Source organism: Actinomadura sp. 9N215, from assembly GCF_044326345.1.
Lineage (GTDB): Bacteria > Actinomycetota > Actinomycetes > Streptosporangiales > Streptosporangiaceae > Spirillospora.
Window position 1 is genome coordinate 50119 of the sequence record NZ_JBIRBA010000005.1, and the last position, 19724, is coordinate 69842.

Genomic DNA, 19724 nt, shown 5'->3' on the forward strand with positions numbered 1-19724 from the left:
TTTCTATTTCATGCGATTCGGGACTGTCAAGGCGCGGCGGCCGAGCAGCCCGGCGGCGGCGCCCCCGAGGACGTCCTCGCGCTGGGCCCCGCTCAGGCCCGGCGCCGCCGCCACCGCCGCGACCGCATCCGGATCGCCGGTGGGGAAGGGATAGTCGCTGCCGAGCAGCACGTGGTCGCTCCCGGCGAAGTCGACGAGCCACGCCAGCGACGTCGCCGAATGGGTGAGCGAGTCGTAGTAGAGCCGCCGCAGGGCCGTGCTCGGCGGGACGCGGTCGTCGGTCCAGTCGGCGCGGAGCCTGGCGATCGCGTCGAGCCTGCCGGCCTGGTAGGGGAGGAACCCGCCCCCGTGGACGACGCAGAGCCGCAGACTGGGAAAACGGTCGAAGACGCCCGCGAGGACCATGGCGGCGACGACCGCCGTGGACTGCGCCGGGTTGTCAACGATGTCGCCGAGCCGGTCGGCGCGCAGGCCCGCCGGCGACGCCGCCCGCCAGGGGTGGAGGAGGATCAGCGCGCCCGTGTCGGCGGCGGCCTTCCAGAGCGGGTCCCAGCGCTCGTCGTCGAGCCGGGGACCGGGCCCGCCCGCCGCCAGCTCGCCGCCCGCGAAGCCGGGCCTCGCCGCCGCGTGCCTGAGCCGGACGGCCGCCGACACCGGGTCGTGCCGGTCGAGCAGGGACAGGGCGAGCAGCCGGTCGGGACGCATCGCCACGACCGCGGCCATGGCCTCGTCCAGGGCGTTCAGGAAGCCGGTCGCGGCGTCGGGGGCGAGCTCGTCCGGGCTCAACTCCAGCCAGGGGGACACGACCTGGACGTCCACGCCGGTGCGGTCCATCTCCGCGATGCGGGTGCGCACGTCGGTGAGGGCGTCGGCGACGGGCGGGGTCAGCCGGGCGCCGAACCGCACGCGCCGGTCATCGGTGAGAACGGGCAGCTCCGGGCCGCGCCCGCTGCGTTCGCCGCGCCCGCCGCGCTCCAGCTCGGCGAGCAGGGCGGCGGGCACGGCGTGCGCGTGAACGTCGACGACGCGTCCGCCGAGGCTTCCGCCGCCCGGGTCACGGAGGGGGCTTGAAGTGGTCATCACGCTGTGAGATGGTAACCGAAAATTGAAAGCGCTTACAGGAGTTGGTTATGCCGGATCGAAACGAGTCGGGTCCGCTGCACGGCCGGGTGGTCGCGGTCACCGGCGGCGGGCGGGGCCTCGGACGGTCGATCGCGCTGGCCGCCGCGGCCGCCGGCGCCGACGTCGCGATCGCCTACCGGGAGAGCGAGGCCGGGGCGAAGAGCGTCGCCGATGAGGCCCGCTCCCTCGGCGCCGAGGCGGACGTCCACCGCTGCGACGTGACCGACCGCGACCAGGTGTTCGGGTTCGTCGCGGCGGCCGAGCGGCGGTTCGGCCGCGTCGACGGCCTGGTCAACAACGCGGGCATCATGCCCGAGACGCCGTTCCTCGAGACGTCCGCGGACGAGTGGGACCGCGTCATCGCCACCGATCTGACCGCGGCGTTCCACGCCAGCCAGGCGGTGCTGCCCGGGATGCTGGAGCGCGGGTCCGGCAGCATCGTGAACATCGCGTCCCGCCTCGGCCAGGTCGGCTGGCCGCACGTCGCGCACTACGCCAGCGCCAAGGCCGGGCTGATCGCGCTCGCCAAGTCGATCTCCCGCGAGTTCGGGCAGCGCGGCGTACGCGCGAACAGCGTGGCGCCCGGCGTCACCAACACCGACATGGGCCGGACCGTCATGGCGGGCGAGGTCGGCCGCAAGCGGATGGCCGAGCTGCCGCTGGGCCGGTTCGGCGAGCCCGGCGAGGTCGCCGACTGCGTGGTCTTCCTGCTTTCGGACGCGTCCGCGCTGCTCATCGGCCAGACCCTCAACCCCAACAGCGGGGGGCTGATGCCATGAGCCCGGCCATCGGGACCGTCCAGGACGCGCTCGCGCTCGTCCGCGACGGCCACGCCGTCTGGGTCGGCGGATCGGGCGCCGGGCACGGCGTGCCGCAGGCGTTCATCGACGCGCTCGCGGCGCGGTTCGCCGAGACCGGCCACCCGCGCGACCTGACCACCGTCCGCGTCGTCGGCATCGGCGACTTCGCCGACAAGGGGTTCTCGCAGCTCGGCCTGCCCGGCCTCGCGCGCCGGACCATCGGCAGCAACATCGGCAACGAGCCCCGGCTCGGAGCGCTGGTCGCGGACGGCGCGCTGGAGGCGTACTCGCTTCCGCAGGGCGTGCTCTCGGCGCTGTGCCGCGACATGGCCGCCGGGCGCCCCGGCCACATCACGCACGTCGGCCTCGGCACCTACGTCGACCCGCGGCAGACGGGCGGCAGGCAGAACGCGCGCACCACCGAGGACCTCGTCGAGGTGGTCGAGCTCGCCGGACGCGAATGGCTGCTCTACCGCGCGCTGCCCATCGACGTCGCCGTCCTGCGGGCCACCACGGCGGACGAGGACGGCAACCTCACGTTCGAGCACGAGCCGATCCTCGGCGACTCGCTCGCGCTGGCGATGGCCGCGCACAACAACGGGGGCAAGGTCGTCGTCCAGGTCGAGCGGCTGGCGGCGCGGGGCTCGCTGCGCCCGGCGGACGTCCGCGTCCCCGGCGCGCTCGTCGACCTCGTCTACGTGGACGCCGCCCAGCGCCAGACCTACGCGACGGCGTACTCCCCGTACTACTCGGGGGAACTGCGCGCCCCGTCCTCGGGCGTCGCGGCCTCACCGCTGGACGTCCGGAAGGTCATCGCGAGGCGGTCGCTCATGGAGTTCCGCCGCGGCGACATCTGCAACCTCGGCTTCGGGATCTCGCAGCAGATCGGGTCCGTCGCCGCCGAGGAGGGCGTCGCGGACGTGCTGACGCTCACCGTCGAGCAGGGCGTCTTCGGCGGGGTGCCGGCCTTCGGCGGCGACGGCGGCGCGGGGCACGGTTACCAGGCGCGCCTCGAACAGCCGTCGATGTTCGACTTCTACGACGGCGGCGGGCTCGACATCGCCAGCCTGTCGTTCGCGCAGGTCGACCGGCACGGGAACGTGAACGTGCACGCGTTCGACGACCGTCCGCGCGGGCCCGGCGGGTTCGTCAACATCAGCACGCGGACGCGGCGGCTCTGCTTCGTCGGCACGTTCACCGCCGGAGGGCTCCGCGTCGCCGTCGACGACGGGGCCCTGACGATCCTGCGCGAGGGACGCCACCGCAAGTTCGTCGACGCGGTGACGGAGATCAGCTTCAACGGGCGGCTGGCGGCGGAGAAGGGCCAGTCGGTCAGGTACGTCACCGAACGCGCCGTGTTCGAGCTGACGCCCGACGGACTGGCGCTGATCGAGGTCGCGCCCGGCGTCGACGTGGACAAGGACGTCCTGGCCCACATGGACATCGCGCCCGCCGTCCCCGCCACGCCCGCCCTGATGGACCCGCGCCTGTTCGCCGCCGCGCCGATGGGCCTGGCGGCCGACCTCACGGAGAAGGAGGCCGCGACATGACCGGCGACGGCGACCGCGACGGCGGCGGGAAGGACCTCGTGCACCTGGTCCCGGGGGCGTGCGCGGAGATCGTCCTGGACAACCCGCCGATGAACGTGGTGTCGCGCGAGCTGACGCGGCAGCTGCGCGCGGCGCTCCACGCGGTCGCGCGCGACCCGCGGGTCAGGGCGGTCGTCGTGCACGGCGCCGGGGGCAGGGCGTTCTGCGCCGGGTCCGACATCGCCGAGTTCCGCGACCTGCACGGCCGGGTCGCCGAGGACAAGCTGCTGCTGGAGCGTCTGGTCTACCGGCAGCTCGCCCGGCTCCCGGTGCCGACCGTCGCGGCGATCGAGGGCCACGCCCTCGGCGGCGGCCTCGAACTAGCGCTGTGCTGCGACTTCCGGATCGCGACCCGCCGGTCCAAGCTCGGGATGCCCGAGCTGAAGCTCGGCGTGACGCCGGGCAGCGGCGGCACGCAGCGGCTGCCGCGGACGATCGGGCTCGCCCGCGCCAAGGAGATGATCCTGCTCGGCGAGCCGGTCGACGCGGCGGCGGCGCTCGCGATCGGCCTGGTCACCCGCGTCGTCGACGACGGGCAGGCCGTGGACGCGGCACGCCGCATGGCCGGGACGCTCGCCTCGCGCGGGCCCGTCGCGATGCGGGTCGCGAAGCGGCTGCTCGACCTGTCCGCCGAGACCGCTCTGGAGGACGGTCTCGCCGACGAGCTCGACGGCTCCGAGACCGTGTTCGCGACCGACGACGTCCTGGAGGGCGCGGACGCCTTCCTCGCCAAGCGCCCCGCCCGGTTCACCGGCCGGTGACCACGACAGACTGGAGAAGCTGATGCGCACAGTCGCCCTCTTCGGCCGTCCCTTGCGGAGACGGCACTCGGCGGTCATGCACAACGCGGCGTTCGAGGCGGCGGGCGTCCACGCCCGGTACGAGCTGCGCGAGGTGGACGAGGCGGGCCTCGCCGAACAGGTGGCCGAGGCGCGCCGCAACGGATGGATGGGCTTCCAGATCACCGCACCGTACAAGCTGCTGGTGATGGACCTGCTCGACGAGATCGAGCCGGGCGCCCGCGCCATCGGCGCGGTCAACAGCGTCGCCGCCTCTGAAGACGGACGCCTGATCGGATTCAACACCGACGTCGTGGGCTTCATGGCGGGCGTCCGCGACTGCCTGGGCGGGGACGTGAAAGGACGGTCCGTGGTCGTCGCGGGCTCGGGCGGCGTCGGCCACGCGGCCGTCTACGGCCTGGCCACCGCGGGCGCGGGCCGCCTCACCGTCCTGGACCTCGACGCCGACCTGCCCCGACGCCTCGCGGACGATCTCGGCGACGCCGCGTCGATCGAGCCCCTCGCCTTCGACGACCCGCGCGCCCGCGACCGCCTGGCGGACGCCGACCTGTTCGTCAACGCGACCTCCGTGGGCATGCTGTCGCCGGGCCCGGTCGTCGACGTCGGCCTCCTCGCCCCGTCCGCCGCCGTGTTCGACGTCGTGTACATCCCGGCGGAGACCGAGCTGGTGCGCCAGGCCCGCGCCCGCGGCATGCGAGCGTCCAACGGCGACGGGATGCTGGTCGCGCAGGCGGCCGCCGCATGGTGCCGGTGGACGGGCCTTCCCGACCCGACCGAGACGATGCGGCGGGCCGTGGCCCCGCTGCTCGCGGAGGGAGACCCGCGCCCGTGACGCTCCGGGTGGTGCTGGCGCCCGACTCGTTCAAGTCGACCCTGACGGCGGCGAAGGCCGCCGAGGCGATGGCCGAGGGCTTCCGGCGCGTGCGCCCCGACGTGGTGACCGAACGCCTGCCCCAGGCGGACGGCGGCGAGGGCACGCTCGACACAGTGCTGGCCGCGCGCCCGGACGCGTCCGTCCACACCACGACGGTGACACTGCCGAAAGGCCCGCACACAGCGCGATGGCTCATGCTCGACGACGGCACGGCGATAGTGGAATTGGCGGAATGCTGCGGGCTGCCCCTAGTCGGCACCGACGACCCGTCCGGCGCCGACAGTGCCCCGCTCGGCACCGTCCTCCGCGAGGCCCTCCGCATGTCCGCCCGAAGGATCGTCGTCGGCCTCGGCGGCTCCGCCTCCACCGACGGCGGCTCCGGCTGCCTGCGCGAACTGGGCCTCCGCACGACCGGCCCGCACGGCGACGACGTCCCGCCGGGAGGCGCCGGGCTCCTGGCGGTGACCCGCGCCGACGCCGCTGACCTGCTGGATCCTCCGCCGGACGGCGTCCTCCTCCTCTGCGACGTCGAAGCGCCCCTCTTCGGCCCGCGCGGCGCCGCCGCGGTCTTCGGCCCGCAGAAGGGCGCCGACCCCGCGCTGGCGCGGGTCCTCGACGGCGCCCTCCGCCGGTGGGCGGACGTCGTCGGCGCCGACCCGGACGCCCCCGGAGCGGGCGCCGCGGGCGGGATCGGATACGGCCTGGCGGCCTGCTGGGGCGCCACGATGGCGTCCGGCGCCCGGCACCTGTCCGACCTGAGCGGCCTCCCGGACCGTATCCCCGGCGCCGCGCTCGTCGTCACGGGGGAGGGCCGCCACGACGAGCAGTCCTACACCGGCAAGATCACAGGCCACGTCCTCGGGCTGGCGCAGCGGCACGGCGTCCCGGCAGCCGTGATCGCCGGAACCACGACAGCCGGCCGCCCGGACGTGGCGACGATCAGCCTCGCCGACCTCGCCGGATCGGAACGGGAGGCGATGGAACACCCCGAGCACCACCTCCGCCGCGCCGCCGGACGCCTCGCGGCCGGCCTGCCCGGTTCCGGGGCGTAGCCGCGCCCGCGAGCCCTCCCCTCGACGTCACGGGAGGGGGACGATGTGGGGGGCGATGCTGGCGAGTTTTTCGCAGGTCTCCTCGTATTCGCGGTCGGGGGTGGACGCGTCGACGATGCCCGCGCCGGCGCGGAGCCAGGCGTGGCCGTCGCGGTTGTAGAGGGCGCGGAGGACGAGGGCCGAGTCGAGGGCGCCGTCGTGGGAGACGGTGAGGACGGCGCCCGAGTACAGGCCGCGGTGCTCGTCCAGGCGGGTGATGGCGTCGATCGCCTCGGGCTTGGGGATGCCGGACGCGGTGACGCCGGGGAAGAGGGCGTCCAGCGCGTCCCACGAGGTGCGGCCGGGCGCGAGGGCGCCGCTGACGGTGGAGCCGAGGTGCTGCACGCTGCCGCGCTCCTTGACGGCCATGAACCCGGTGACCTGCACGGACGCGGGATCGCAGACCCGGTACAGCTCGTCCTGGGAGGTGCGGACCGACACGGCGTGCTCGTAGATCTCCTTGGGGTCGGTCTCCAGGTCGCGGCGGGTGTGGGCGTCGGCGTCGGCGCCCAGGCCGAACGCGCGGGTCCCGGCGAGGGGCTGGGTCATGACGCGTCCGGCGGCGTCCACGCTGACGAGGACCTCGGGGCTGAAGCCGGCGGCCTGGAAGCCGCCCAGATCGAACAGGAAGGAGCGCGCGGGGGTGTTCGCGCGGCGGCCCCGTACGAACGTCGACACGGTATCGACGGGGTAGGGGATGTCCAGCCGCCGCGACACGATCACCTTCTGGTAGCGACCGGCCTTGATCTCCGCGACGGCCTCGGCGACCTGGGCGCGGTAGCGGCCGTCCCCGACGCGGACGTCGACCGGCGAGGGCGTGCCCACGGTGAGCGCGTCGGCCTTGGCCAGCAGCTTCGCGACCTGTTCGGCCTCGTAGGCGTCGACGCCGGTGACGCGGGCGCGGCCGGCCTCGGCGCGGACCTCGACGCGGGGGACGATCAGGTGCGCGAGCCGGCCCCGGGGCGGCGACGCGGCGAACTCGAACGCGATCCAGCCGTAGGCGTTCCAGGCGGGCAGCGGGACGTCGGCGAACACCTCGCGGAGCGCGTCGGCGGGCCGTCCCTCCGTCCAGGTCCTGGTGGCCGGGGGCCGGTCGGGCCACCGGACCCGCACCTCGCCGGCGTCGAGGACGACCTCGCCGAGCAGGCCGCCCGCGAACGTCCAGGCGCCGGGGCGCTCGTAGACGACGTAGTCGTCGAACAGGCCCGATCCGGCCAGCCTGGCCATCAGCGCGAGCGGGTCCGCGGTGTACTCGACGACCAGCTCGACGGGGTTCGCATATGCGCGCAGACCGGAGTACAAGGTAGCCAACTCCCTCTCATGGGCCGGAACGGTCCAAACTTAGGTAAGGCTAACCTTGTGGGATTTTAAGAGGCAAGGCTAACCTAACCGACGGCGGTGAAGCCGACAACGGAGAGGCGAGCGTGCAGGAGCAGACGACGACGGCACGGCGACGCGAACTGATGCGGCGGATGATGGCCGAGGCCGGGCTCGGCCCGGACACCGCCGGGCCGGCCCCGCGGGGATCGGACGGACCGGCGCCGCTGTCCTACGCGCAGCAGAGCATGTGGCTGCACCATCGCACGTTCCCGGACAGCGCCGCCTACAACGTCTGCCTCCTGATCCGCATGTCGGGGCCGCTCGACGCCGCCGCGCTGCGCGAGGCCCTGCGCGGGCTGATCCGCCGGCACGCGGTCCTGCGCACCGTCTACGCCGACGAGGGTCCCGTGCAGGTCGTGACCGATGACGACTCGCTGGAGCTGACGCCGGTCGCCTGCGCCGATCCGGACGCGCGGGCGGCGGAGCTGGCGGCCGTGCCGTTCGACCTGCGCCGCGAGCGGCCGATCCGGCTCGAACTGCTCGGGCTCGGCGGCGCGGACGAGCACGCGCTCGTCCTGGTCGTGCACCACATCGCCTGGGACGGCATGACGTGGGGCTCGCTGTCGCGCGACCTGTCGGCCCTCTACCGCGCGGCCCTCACGGGGGAGCCGGACGGGCTGCCCGCATTGGACGTCCAGTACGCCGACTACGCCGAATGGGAGCAGCGGCGGCCCGTCGACGAGGACGACCTCGCGTACTGGCGCGAGCGCCTCGACCCGCCGCCCGCGCCGCTCGACCTGCCAGCCGACCGTCCGCGGGGCGCCGCCGTGTCCGAGCGCGGCGGGCGGCGGGCGCGGCGCTTCGACGACGCCGTGACGGAAGGGATGCGGAAGCTCGCCGCCGAGGAGAACCTCACCCCGTACATGGTGATGACGGCCGGTTACGCCGTCCTGCTGCACCGCTACACGGGCGCCGTCGACGTGGCGATCGGGTCGGCGGTGATGAACCGGGAGCATGCCGAGATCGAGCGGCTCGTCGGCAATTTCGGCAACACGCTGGTGATGCGGACCGACCTGTCCGGCGCGCCGACGTTCCGGGAGGCGCTGCACCGCGTCGGCCGGACCGTCACCGGGGGCTTCGCGCACCAGGGCCTGCCCTACGACCGCATCGTGCAGGAACTCCGCCCGTCGCGGGGACGCGGACGCTCTGCGTTCTTCGACACCATGCTCCTGTTCCTCGCCCAGGAGATCGGCGAGCTGGACCTGCCCGGCGTCACGTCGAGCTGGACGCACGTCCACAACGGCACCACGCACTTCGACCTGTCGCTGGAGGCGTTCGTCCGGCCGCGGGGCATGACCGTCGAGGCGACGTTCCGCCGCGAGCTGTTCGACGACGCGCGCATCGACGCGCTGCTCGGCCACCTGGAGACGCTCCTCGGGGACGCGCTCGCCGATCCGGATCGTCCGATCGGCGCGCTGGAGCTCATGGACGCGGGCGAGCGCGCACTGATCGAACGCGCCAACGCGACCGAACGCGCTCTGCCGGACGCTCATGTCGTCGCGCTGTTCGAGGAACAGGTGGCCCGCACACCGGACGCGACAGCGGTCGAAGCAGGAGACCAATCCCTTACGTACGCCGAATTGGACGAACTTTCTTCGGCGCTCGCCGCGCACCTTCGGGCGAGGGGCGCGGGCCCGGAGCGTGTCGTGGCCCTGGCGGTGCCGCGCACGACGGAGCTGGTCGTCGCGCTGCTCGGCGTCCTGAAGTCGGGCGCCGCGTACCTGCCGCTCGACCTCGGCCATCCCGCCGACCGGCTCGCCTACATGCTCGACGACGCCGGGCCGATCTGCGCGATCGCCACGGACGAGACCGCGAGCCTGCTGCCCGACACGGCGGACCTCCTCGTCCTCGACGGCGCGCTGGAGGAGGCTGCGGCGGAGCCGTCCCACGAGCCGCGACGCGACGATCTCGCCTACGTCATCTACACCTCCGGCTCGACCGGACGCCCCAAGGGCGTGGCCGTCCCGCACGGCGCGCTCGCGAACTTCCTGCTCACGATGCGCTCGCAGCTGAGACTCGGCGCGGGCGACCGGCTCGTCGCGGTCACGACGATCGCGTTCGACATCGCCGCGCTGGAGGTGTTCGGGCCGCTGATCAGCGGCGCGACCGTCGTCCTCGCCGGGAAGGAGGCCGTCCGCGATCCGGTCGCGCTCGCCGCGCTGCTCGCGGACGCCACCGTCGTGCAGGGGACGCCGTCGCTGCTCGGCACGCTCGACCCGGCCGCGCTGAAGGGGCTGCGGGTCCTCGTCGGAGGGGAGGCGCTGCCCGCCGCGCTCGCCGACTCCCTGCACGCGTCCGCGTCGCTCGCGACCAACCTCTACGGGCCGACGGAGGCCACGATCTGGGCGACGTCCGCCGACCTGCCCGCGTCCGGCATCGGCGGGCCGTTCTGGAACACGCGTGCGCATGTCCTGGACGCGGCGCTGCGTCCCGTGCCGCCGGGCGTGCCCGGCGAGCTGTATCTGGCGGGCGCGCAGCTCGCCCGCGGCTATGCCGGACGCCCCGACCTCACGGCGGAGCGGTTCGTCGCCGACCCGTCCGGACCCCCGGGGGCGCGCATGTACCGGACGGGCGACCTGGCGCGGCGCGCCCGCGACGGGTCCATCGAGTACCTGGGCCGCACCGACGACCAGGTGAAGATCCGCGGCTTCCGGATCGAGCCCGCGGAGGCGCAGGCGGTGCTGGCGGCGCGGCCGGGCGTCGCGCAGGCCGCCGTCGTGGTCCGCGACGACCGGCTGATCGGCTACTACGTGCCCGACGGTGACGGCGACGGCGTGGACGAGGCCGGGCTGCGCGACGCGCTCGCCAGAGCGCTGCCGGAGTACATGGTGCCGTCCGCGCTCGTCGCCCTGGACGCGCTGCCGCGGACCGTCAACGGCAAGCTCGACCGCGCCGCGCTCCCCGCCCCCGAGGCCCCGCTGTCCGGTGGGGCGTCCGGACGGGCCCCGCGCGACCCCCGCGAGGCCGCGCTCTGCGCGATCTTCTCCGAGCTGCTCGGCGTCGACGGGATCGGCGTCGACGACGACTTCTTCGCGCTCGGCGGCCATTCGCTGCTGGCCACGCGCGTGGCGGCCAAGGCCCGCGCGGTCCTCGGCGGGGCGCTGTCCATCGCGGACGTGTTCGAGGCCCCGACCGTGGCCGCGCTCGCGCCCCGGCTGGTGACGGCGGAGACGGCGGCGGTCCGCGTCCGCGACGTCGCGCGGCCGGAGATCGTCCCGGCGTCGGCGGCGCAGCGCGGGCTGTGGCTGGAGGAGCGGCTGCGCGGGCCGTCCGCCTCGTACGCGCTGCCGCTCGGCCTCCGGCTCCGCGGCCCGCTGGACGAGTCCGCGCTGGACGCGGCGTTCGCCGACGTCGTCGTCCGGCACGAGGCGCTGCGCACGCTGCTCGTCGAAGGGCCGGACGGGCTGCCCGTCCAGCGCGTCCTGGAGCCGGACGTCCCCGTGCACCTCGCCGTCGCGGGCACCGAAGGCGAAGCCACCGGGCACGTCTTCGACATCGGCCGCGACCTCCCGATCCGGGGCAGCCTCATCCGGAACGGCGACGAGGACTGGTCGCTGATCCTGCTCCTGCACCACGCCGCCGCGGACGAGTGGTCGTTCACGCCGCTGCTCGCCGACCTGGCCCGCGCCTACGAGGCCCGGCGGGACGGACGCGAACCCGGGTGGGAGCCGCTGCCCGTCCAGTACGCCGACTACGCGGCCTGGCAGCGGGACGGCGCACCCGACGCGTCCGCGCAGCTCGACTACTGGGAGGAGGCCCTGGCGGGGCTGCCGGAGGAGACGGTCCTGCCGTTCGACCGGCCGCGTCCGGCGGAGGCGAGCCACCGCGGCGGGCTCGTCCCGTTCCGGCTCCCGGCCGCGGGGGCGCGGCGGCTGGCCCGCGACACCGGGACCAGCGTGTTCATGGTCCTGCACGCCGCCGTCGCCGCGCTGTTGCAACGTTCCGGCGCGGGCGACGACGTGGCGGTCGGGTCGCCGATCGCGGGACGCCCCGACGAGGACCTCGCCGACCTCGTCGGCGTGTTCGTGAACCCGCTCGTGCTGCGCACCGACCTGTCCGGCGATCCGTCGTTCGCCGAGCTGCTCGACCGGGTGCGCGGGGCCGACCTCGCCGCGTTCTCGCGCGCCGACGTCCCGTTCGAGCGGGTCGTGGACCGGCTCGCCCCCGAGCGGTCGCTGGCCCGCAGCCCGCTGTTCCAGGTGATGATCGTCCACCAGCGGCTGGACGACGTGCGCCTCGCGCTGCCGGACGTCCGCGCGGAGCCGTTCCTGCCGGAGACCGGCGGCGTCAAGTTCGACCTCGACGTCTACTTCGCCGAAGGCGACCAGGAGATCGAGGGGTTCGCCGCGTACGCGACCGACCTGTTCGACGCCGCGACCGTCGAGCGCCTCCTGGACGGCCTGAACGACCTCCTCGCGCAGGTCACGGCCGATCCGCAGCGCAAGCTGTCGTCGCTCGGCGCGCGAGTCGAGCACCCCGACACGACACGCGAGTTCCCCGTCCGGACGGCCGCCGCCCTCATCGAGGAGCAGGCCGCGCGGACGCCCGCCGCGACCGCCGTGGTCTTCGGCGACACCGTCCTGACCTACGCCGAACTCGACCGCCGCGCCGAGGCGCTCGCCGACCGGCTGGCCGCCGCGGGCGCCGGTCCCGAACAGGTCGTGGCGCTCGCGCTGCCGCGCTCGGACGAGTTCGCGGTCGCGCTGTACGCCGTGCTCAAGACGGGCGCCGCGTACCTGCCGATCGACCTGTCGTACCCGCCCGCGCGGGTGGAGGCGATGCTGGACGCCGTCCGCCCGCTGCTCGTCCTCGGCCGCGACGAGCCGCCGCCGGACGCGCCGCCCCGCGAACGGCCCGGGCTCCACCCTGATCACCCGTCGTACGTCATCTTCACGTCCGGCTCGACCGGGACGCCGAAGGCCGTCGCCGGGACGCAGCGCGCCCTCGCCAACCGGCTCGCCTGGGGCGCGGATCTCGCGCAGCCGGGCGTCCGCGTCGCGAAGAGCTCGCCCGCGTTCATCGACGGCACGACCGAACTCCTCGGCGGCCTCGTCGCCGGGGACGCGGTCGTCATCGCCGACGACGCGACGGCCACCGACGCCGTCGCGCTCGCCGCCTTCATCAAACGGCACGGCGCCCGGCTCGTGACCCTCGTCCCGAGCCTGCTCTCCGCGCTCGTGGAGAACGGCCTGCCGCCCTCGGTCACCACCTGGATCAGCAGCGGCGAGGCGCTGCCCGCCGCGCTGGCCGAGCGGGTCCCGGTCCGGCTCGTCAATCTGTACGGATGCTCGGAGGCCGCGGGCGACAGCCTCGTCGAGGAGGCCGGCGGGCTGGTCCCCATCGCCAACACGCGCGCGCACGTCCTGGACGCCGCGCTCCGCGAGGTCCCCGTCGGCGAGCTTTACCTCGCGGGCGACGGGCTCGCCCGCGGCTACCTCGGCGACCCGGCCCGCACCGCCGAGCGGTTCGTCGCGAACCCGTTCGGACCGCCCGGCTCCCGCCTCTACCGCACCGGCGACCGCGTGCGGCGCCGTCCGGACGGCGGGCTCGACTTCCTCGGCCGCGCCGACGCGCAGCTCAAGATCCGCGGCTTCCGGATCGAGCCGGGCGAGGTCGAGGCCGTCCTCGCCGCGCAGCCCGGGGTGCGGCGCGCCGCCGTCGCCGCGCGCGGTTCGCGGCTCGTCGGCTACGTCGTCGGCGACGTCGACGCCGAGGCCCTGCGCGACGGGCTCCGCGCGCTGCTGCCGGACTATCTCGTCCCGGCCGAGCTGGTCGTCCTGGACGAGCTGCCCCTCAACCCGAACGGCAAGGTCGACCGCCGCGCGCTCCCCGAACCGGGACGCCCCGCCGCCGGACGGGCGCCCGCCACGGAGCCGGAACGCGTCCTCGCCCACCTGGCCGCGACCGTCCTCGGACGCGACTCCGTCGGCGCCGACGACGACTTCTTCCGCGCCGGCGGCGACAGCATCAGCGCCGCGCTCCTCGTCGCCCGCGCCCGCCGGGCCGGGCTGTCGTTCACCGTCCGCGACGTGTTCAGACTGCGCACCGTCGAGGCCCTCGCGCGGACGGCCGCGCCCGCCGCCGCGGCCCCCGCGCGGGCGTCGGAGCAGGCCGGGGAGCTGCCGCTCTCGCCGCTCCAGGAAGGGCTTCTGTTCCACCTGATGCTGGCCGGTGAAGGCCGCGACATCTACGTGCAGCAGGCCGTGGTGACGCTGTCCGGGCCGGTCGACCCGGCGCGGATGGCGGACGCGGCTCGTGCCGTCCTGGACAAGTACCCCAACCTCCGCGCCGGGTTCCGGACGGACGGCGACCGCGCCGTCCAGTTCGTCCCGGACGACTTCGACACCCCCTGGACGCACGCCCGCGTGGCCCCGGACGGCCTGGACGCGTTCATCGACGCGCAGCGCGCCGAGCCGTTCGACCCGGGCGAGCCGCCGCTGATCCGGTTCGCGCTCGCCACCCTCGCCGACGACGACCACCGCCTGATCCTCACCTCCGAGCTGATCCTGCTGGACGGCTGGTCGGGCGGCCTGCTCGTCACCTCGCTGCTCGACTCCTACACCGACGCCGCCGCCGAAGCGGCTCGTCCCGTCGCGCCGTTCCGCGCGTTCCTCGACTGGGTCAACGACCGTGACAAGGCCGCCGCCGTGGAGGCGTGGCGCCGCGCCCTCGACGGCTTCGACGAACCGGCGCTCGTCCGGCCCGGCCTGGTCGACCGGCCCGCCGACCTCGCGACGGCGGGGGAGGTGCACCGCACGCTGCCGACCGGCCTCGCCGACCGGCTCGACGCCGTCGCCCGCGACCACGGCGTGACACCCGGCACGCTGTTCGAGACCGCGTGGGGCCTCGTCCTGATGAGCCTGACCGGACGCGACGACGTCGTCTTCGGCGCCTCCGTCTCCGGACGCCACCCCGACGTCGACGGCGTCGACGCCATGGTCGGCCTGCTGTTCAACACGATCCCCGTCCGCGTCCAGGCCGGAGCGGCGGACCCGCTCACCGCCGTGCTCGACCGCGTCCAGGCCGCCCAGTCGGAGCTGTTCGACCACTCGTTCGTCGCGCTCGCCGACGTCCAGCGCGCCACCGGCCTCGGCACGCTCTTCGACACGCTGTTCGTCTTCCAGAACTTCCCGGGCATGCCGACCGGCCGCGGCTTCGGCCCGGACGGCGCCGTCCGCGTCCGCGGCCGCGAGGTCCGCGACGCCACCCACTACCCGATCACCATGGTGGTCGAGCCGGGCGCCGGGCTGCGCGTCATGTACCGGGGCGACGCGTTCACGCGGGCCGAGGCCGACCGGATCACCGACCGCTACGTGCGGGTCCTGCGGACGCTCGCCGAGTCGCCCGCGACGCCCTGCCACCGCCTCGACCTGCTCGTCCAGGAAGAGCACGAACGGCTGCGCCGCGACTGGGCGGAGGCGCGACGTCCCGTCCCCGAGCTGACCGTCGCGGAACTGCTCGCCGAACGCGCCGCCGAGCAGCCCGGAGACCTGGCGCTCGTGTCGCTCCCCGACGTCCGCCTCACCTACGGCGAGCTGAACGCCGAGGTCAACCGGCTCGCCCGGCTCCTCATCGCCAACGGCGCGGGCCCGGAGCGGGTCGTCGCGCTCGCGCTGCCCCGCTCCGCGCAGATGGTCGTCGCGCTGTTCGCCGTCCTGCGGACGGGCGCCGCCTACCTGCCGCTCGAACTCGACTATCCGGCGGAACGCCTCGACTACATGCTCCAGGACGCCGCCCCCGCCTGCCTGCTCTCGCACCGCGACATCGCCGCAGGCCTGGCCCACCCCGGCGTCACCCTCGCCCTGGACGACCCCGACCTGGCGCGCACCCTCGCCGACCTCCCCGGCGCCGACCTCACCCCCGACGAACTGCCCGGCTTCGCCCCCGGCACCCCCGGCCGCCTCGACCACCCCGCCTACGTCATCTACACGTCGGGCTCCACCGGACGTCCCAAGGGCGTGGTCACCCCGTACCGCGGCCTGACCAACATGCAGTTCAACCACCGCGCCAACATCTTCGACCCGGTCGTCGAGTCCGCGGGCCGCCGCCTCCGGATCGCGCACACCGTCTCGTTCTCCTTCGACATGTCGTGGGAGGAACTGCTCTGGCTCATCGAGGGCCACGAGGTGCACGTCTGCGACGAGGACCTGCGCCGCGACGCCGAGGCACTCACCGCCTACCTGCGGCAGCACAGCATCGACGTCATCAACGTGACCCCCACCTACGCCCAGCAGCTCCTGGACGAAGGACTCCTCGACGGGGAGCACCGGCCGCCGCTCGTCCTGCTCGGCGGCGAGGCCGTCCCGGGCTCGGTGTGGGACCGGCTCGCGCAGGCCGACGGCGTCCTCGGCTACAACCTGTACGGCCCGACCGAGTACACGATCAACACGCTCGGCGGCGGCACCGAGGACAGTGCCACGCCGACCGTCGGCAAGCCGATCTGGAACACGCGCGGCTACGTCCTGGACGGATGGCTCCGTCCCGTCCCGCCCGGCGCGCCCGGCGAGCTGTACATCGCGGGCGCCGGACTGGCCCGCGGCTACCTCGGCCGCGCCGACCTGACCGCCGAACGCTTCGTCGCCGACCCCTTCGGCGGCGATCCGGGCGGGGGCGGGCGCATGTACCGGACGGGCGACCTCGTCCGGGTCCGCGCGGACGGCAACATCGACTTCCTCGGCCGCACCGACGACCAGGTCAAGATCCGCGGGTACCGGGTCGAGCTGGAGGAGATCGAGACCGCGCTCGCCGCCGAGCCCGGCGTCGGGCAGGCCGCGGTGGTCGCCGCGGACACCGAGGTCCCCGGCGTGAGGCGGCTCATCGGCTACGTCGTCCCGGACGGGACGCGCGAAGGCGCCGCCGACGAGCAGCTCGCCGAATGGCGGCAGATCTACGACGCCGAGTACACCGAGGTCGGGACCGTCGTCCACCAGGAGGAGTTCGCGGGCTGGAACAGCAGCTACGACGGCGAGCCCATCCCCCTGGACGACATGCGCGAATGGCGCGCGACGACCGTCGACCGCATCCGTGGGCTCCGCCCGCGCCGCGTCCTGGAAATCGGCGTCGGGGCCGGGCTCGTCCTCACCCGCCTCGCGCCCGAGACCGACGAGTACTGGGGGACCGACTTCTCCGAACCCGTCATCGCCAAACTCCGGCACGACCTCGGCCCGGAGTCGCACGTCCGGCTGAGCTGCCGGCCCGCGCACGACACCGGCGGCCTGCCCGAGGCGTACTTCGACACCATCGTGATCAACTCGGTGGTGCAGTACTTTCCGGGCGCGGCCTACCTCCAGGACGTCATCGCCAAGGCGATGCGGCTGCTCGCGCCGGGCGGGGCGCTGTTCGTCGGCGACGTCCGCGACCTGCGGACGGTCCGCTGCCTGCACGCCGCGATCCAGCTCGGACGCGGCGGCGGCGACCTGGACGCGGTCGAGCGCGCCGTCCGCATGGAGAAGGAACTGCTCCTCGACCCGGCCTTCTTCACCGCCGCCGCGTCCGCCTTGGACGGCCCTACCCGGGTGGACGTCCTGATCAGGCGCGGCACGCACCACAACGAGCTGACCCGCCATCGCTACGACGTCGTCCTCCGCAAGGACGCCGCCCCCGCCCCCGACACGCCGGTCATCGACTGGAGCACCCTCGACGACCTCGACGAACGACCACCCGGCCCCCTCCGCGTGAAGGGCATCCCCGACGCGAGGCTGACCGGCGAGCTGGCCGCCCTCCACGCCCTCCAGAACGGCGCCCCGCCGGACGCGCCCGAAGGCGTCGAACCGGAGACTCTGCACGCGCTGTTCCCGGACGTGGTCCTCACCCCGTCCGACCGGATCGGATGCTACGACGCGGTGTTCGGCGGGGGAGCGGCCTGCCTTCCGGCCGAGCCCGGACGCGCGCCCGCGTCCTACGCGAACAACCCGGTCGCCGCCCGCGACCACGGGGTCCTGGCGGCGCGGGTCCGGGAGGCGCTGAAGGGACGGCTGCCCGGCTACATGGTGCCGAGCGCGATCATGACGCTGGACGCGCTGCCGCTGACCGTGAACGGCAAGCTCGACCGCCGCGCCCTCCCCGACCCCGGCCGGGACGGCCCGCGCCGCGCCGGACGGGCGCCGCGCACCCCCGTCGAACGCCTGCTGTGCACGCTGTTCGCCGAGGTCCTCGACGCGCCAGGCGCGAGCGTCGACGACGACTTCTTCGACCTCGGCGGCCACTCCCTCCTCGCGACCCGGCTCGTCGGGCGAGCCAGGGCCGTCCTCGGCGCGGACCTCGCGATCCGCGACCTGTTCGAGGCGCCGACGGTCGCGGAGCTGGCCGAACGCGTGCACCGCAACGCGACCCCCGCCGGGGCCAGGCCCGTCCTGGAGCCGAAGGAGCGGCCGGAGCGCGTCCCGCTGTCGTCCGCGCAGCGCCGCCTGTGGCTGCTCGACCAGCTCCTCCGCGAGGAGGACTGGCCGGGCGGAGCTCGTCGTTTGACTGGTGGTGGGCGGGGGCTGGAGGACGGTGGGCCGCGCGGCGCGTACCACCTGCCGCTCGCCGTCCGGCTCCGCGGCGACCTCGACCTCGCGGCGCTCGAAGCCGCGGTCGCGGACGTCACCGCCAGGCACGAGAGCCTCCGCACCGTCTTCCCCGAGCACGACGGCGCCCCCTACCAGCGGATTCTCCCCCCGGAGGAGGCGCGGCCCGCGCTGGAGGTGGCGACCTGCGCGCCGGAGGACGTCATCGCCAGGCCGTTCGACCTCGCCAAGGACATCCCGCTTCGCGTCGCGGTGTTCCCCGAAGGGGACCGCGAGCACCTGCTGCTCGCCGTCTTCCACCACATCGCGTTCGACGAGTGGTCGTTCGGGCCGTTCGCGCGGGACGTCGCCGAGGCGTACACGGCCCGCCTGGACGGGGAGGCCCCCGGCTGGGAGCCGCCGCCCGTCCAGTACGCCGACCACGCGCTGTGGCAGCGCGAGCTGCTCGGCGACCCGCTCGACCCCGGCAGCGTCCACGCCCGGCAGCTCGACCACTGGGCGCGGGCCCTCGCCGATCTCCCGGAGGAGATCCCGCTGCCGGTGGACAGGCCGCGTCCCGGCACCGTCGGGCAGCGCGGCGGGACCCTGACCGCCGATTTCCCGCCCGGCCTGACGCGGCGGCTCCGCCAGGTCGCGCGCGACGGGAACGCCAGCATGTTCATGGTCTGCCAGGCCGCCGTCGCCGCGCTGCTGCACCGCGCCGGCGCGGGCGACGACGTCCCGCTCGGCAGCCCCGTCGCCGGACGCGCCGAGGAGGCCGCGCGGGACCTCGTCGGCTTCTTCGTCAACACGCTCGTGCTGCGCGCCGACGTGTCCGGCGACCCCGCTTTCGCCGAGCTGCTCGGCCGCGTCCGGGAGGCCGACCTCGCCGGGCTCGCCAACCAGGACCTGCCGTTCGAGGCGGTCGTCGAGGCGCTGCGCCCGCGCCGCGTGCCCGGCCGCAACCCGCTGTTCCAGGTGATGGTCGGCTACGAGAACCAGGGCGCCGGCGACGTGCGGTTCCCGGGCCTTGAGCAGCGCGAGGCGCTGTTCGGGCCGGGCGCGGCGAAGTTCGACATCGACTTCATCTTCCGCGAGGGAACGGACCCGGACGGCCTCCGCCTGATCGTCGACTACTCCGCCGACCTGTTCGACCGGGACACGGTCGCCGCTCTCGCCGACGGGCTGATCGCGCTGCTGGACGCCGTCGCGTCCGACCCCGGCGTGCGGGTGAGCGCCCTGCCCGCGCCCGCGGCGCTGGCCGCCCGCGCCGTAACGGCCGCGACGGCGGTGCCCGCGGTGCGGAGCGGCGGCGACGACGATCGGGAGGCGGTCCTGTGCCGGATCTTCGCCGAGGAGCTCGGCGTCGCCGAGGTCGGCCCGGACGACGACTTCTTCGACCTCGGCGGCCACTCGCTGCTCGCCATGAAGCTCGTCCGGCGGATCAGGAGGGAACCCGGATGCGAGTCCGTGAAGATCGCGGCCCTGATGGCCGCGCCGACGGTGGCGGGATTGCTCGCCGGAGTCCCGCCTGCCCCAGCCTTGCACGGTTAGGTGAGCCTAACCTAAGATCTCGGTCGA

General features: G+C 74.7%; 8 protein-coding genes. 6 read left to right on the plus strand and 2 right to left on the minus strand.

What is annotated here, in order from left to right; genetic code table 11:
- Positions 1-3 precede the first annotated feature (3 nt).
- The gene (locus tag ACH34T_RS10585; protein WP_395991847.1) at positions 4-1080 is read right to left on the minus strand and encodes an amidohydrolase family protein; all 1077 of its coding nucleotides are present in this window, start codon (positions 1078-1080) and stop codon (positions 4-6) included.
- Between the two features lie 50 nt (positions 1081-1130).
- On the opposite strand from ACH34T_RS10585, the gene ACH34T_RS10590 reads away from it, so the two are divergent.
- Genes ACH34T_RS10590 through ACH34T_RS10610 form a run of 5 tightly spaced genes read left to right on the plus strand, consistent with a single transcriptional unit; the run spans position 1131 to position 6237 of the window.
- Positions 1131-1901 (plus strand): SDR family NAD(P)-dependent oxidoreductase, encoded by a 771-nt coding sequence (locus tag ACH34T_RS10590; protein ID WP_395991848.1) that lies wholly within the window; start codon positions 1131-1133, stop codon positions 1899-1901.
- Positions 1898-3472, plus strand: a complete 1575-nt coding sequence (locus ACH34T_RS10595; protein WP_395991849.1) for an acyl CoA:acetate/3-ketoacid CoA transferase — start codon at positions 1898-1900, stop codon at positions 3470-3472. Before ACH34T_RS10590 ends, ACH34T_RS10595 begins: the two co-directional genes overlap by 4 nt.
- Positions 3469-4272 carry an enoyl-CoA hydratase/isomerase family protein gene (locus ACH34T_RS10600; RefSeq protein WP_395991850.1) on the plus strand — a complete coding sequence of 268 codons (804 nt, stop codon included), beginning with the start codon at positions 3469-3471 and terminating at the stop codon, positions 4270-4272. The genes ACH34T_RS10595 and ACH34T_RS10600 overlap by 4 nt, the downstream gene beginning before the upstream one ends.
- 22 nt (positions 4273-4294) lie before the next feature.
- Positions 4295-5143: a shikimate dehydrogenase family protein gene (locus tag ACH34T_RS10605; RefSeq protein ID WP_395991851.1), complete on the plus strand. Its 849-nt coding sequence runs from the start codon at positions 4295-4297 to the stop codon at positions 5141-5143.
- Positions 5140-6237 carry a glycerate kinase gene (locus ACH34T_RS10610; protein WP_395991852.1) on the plus strand — a complete coding sequence of 366 codons (1098 nt, stop codon included), beginning with the start codon at positions 5140-5142 and terminating at the stop codon, positions 6235-6237. The genes ACH34T_RS10605 and ACH34T_RS10610 overlap by 4 nt, the downstream gene beginning before the upstream one ends.
- Before the next feature lie 27 nt (positions 6238-6264).
- Here the strand turns inward: ACH34T_RS10610 and ACH34T_RS10615 are convergent, their stop codons facing one another.
- Complete coding sequence (locus ACH34T_RS10615; RefSeq protein ID WP_395991853.1) at positions 6265-7587, minus strand: salicylate synthase; 1323 nt, start codon at positions 7585-7587, stop codon at positions 6265-6267.
- A 113-nt stretch (positions 7588-7700) separates the two neighbouring features.
- On the opposite strand from ACH34T_RS10615, the gene ACH34T_RS10620 reads away from it, so the two are divergent.
- Positions 7701-19697 (plus strand): amino acid adenylation domain-containing protein, encoded by an 11997-nt coding sequence (locus ACH34T_RS10620; RefSeq protein WP_395991854.1) that lies wholly within the window; start codon positions 7701-7703, stop codon positions 19695-19697.
- The last annotated feature ends 27 nt before the right edge of the window (positions 19698-19724 follow it).

What these genes read in the sequence shown, in the direction of transcription:
- ACH34T_RS10585 (WP_395991847.1), bottom strand. Translation starts at nt 1,080, where the DNA reads ATGACCACTTCAAGCCCCCTCCGTGACCCGGGCGGCGGAAGCCTCGGC.
- ACH34T_RS10590 (WP_395991848.1), top strand. Translation starts at nt 1,131, where the DNA reads ATGCCGGATCGAAACGAGTCGGGTCCGCTGCACGGCCGGGTGGTCGCG.
- ACH34T_RS10595 (WP_395991849.1), top strand. Translation starts at nt 1,898, where the DNA reads ATGAGCCCGGCCATCGGGACCGTCCAGGACGCGCTCGCGCTCGTCCGC.
- ACH34T_RS10600 (WP_395991850.1), top strand. Translation starts at nt 3,469, where the DNA reads ATGACCGGCGACGGCGACCGCGACGGCGGCGGGAAGGACCTCGTGCAC.
- ACH34T_RS10605 (WP_395991851.1), top strand. Translation starts at nt 4,295, where the DNA reads ATGCGCACAGTCGCCCTCTTCGGCCGTCCCTTGCGGAGACGGCACTCG.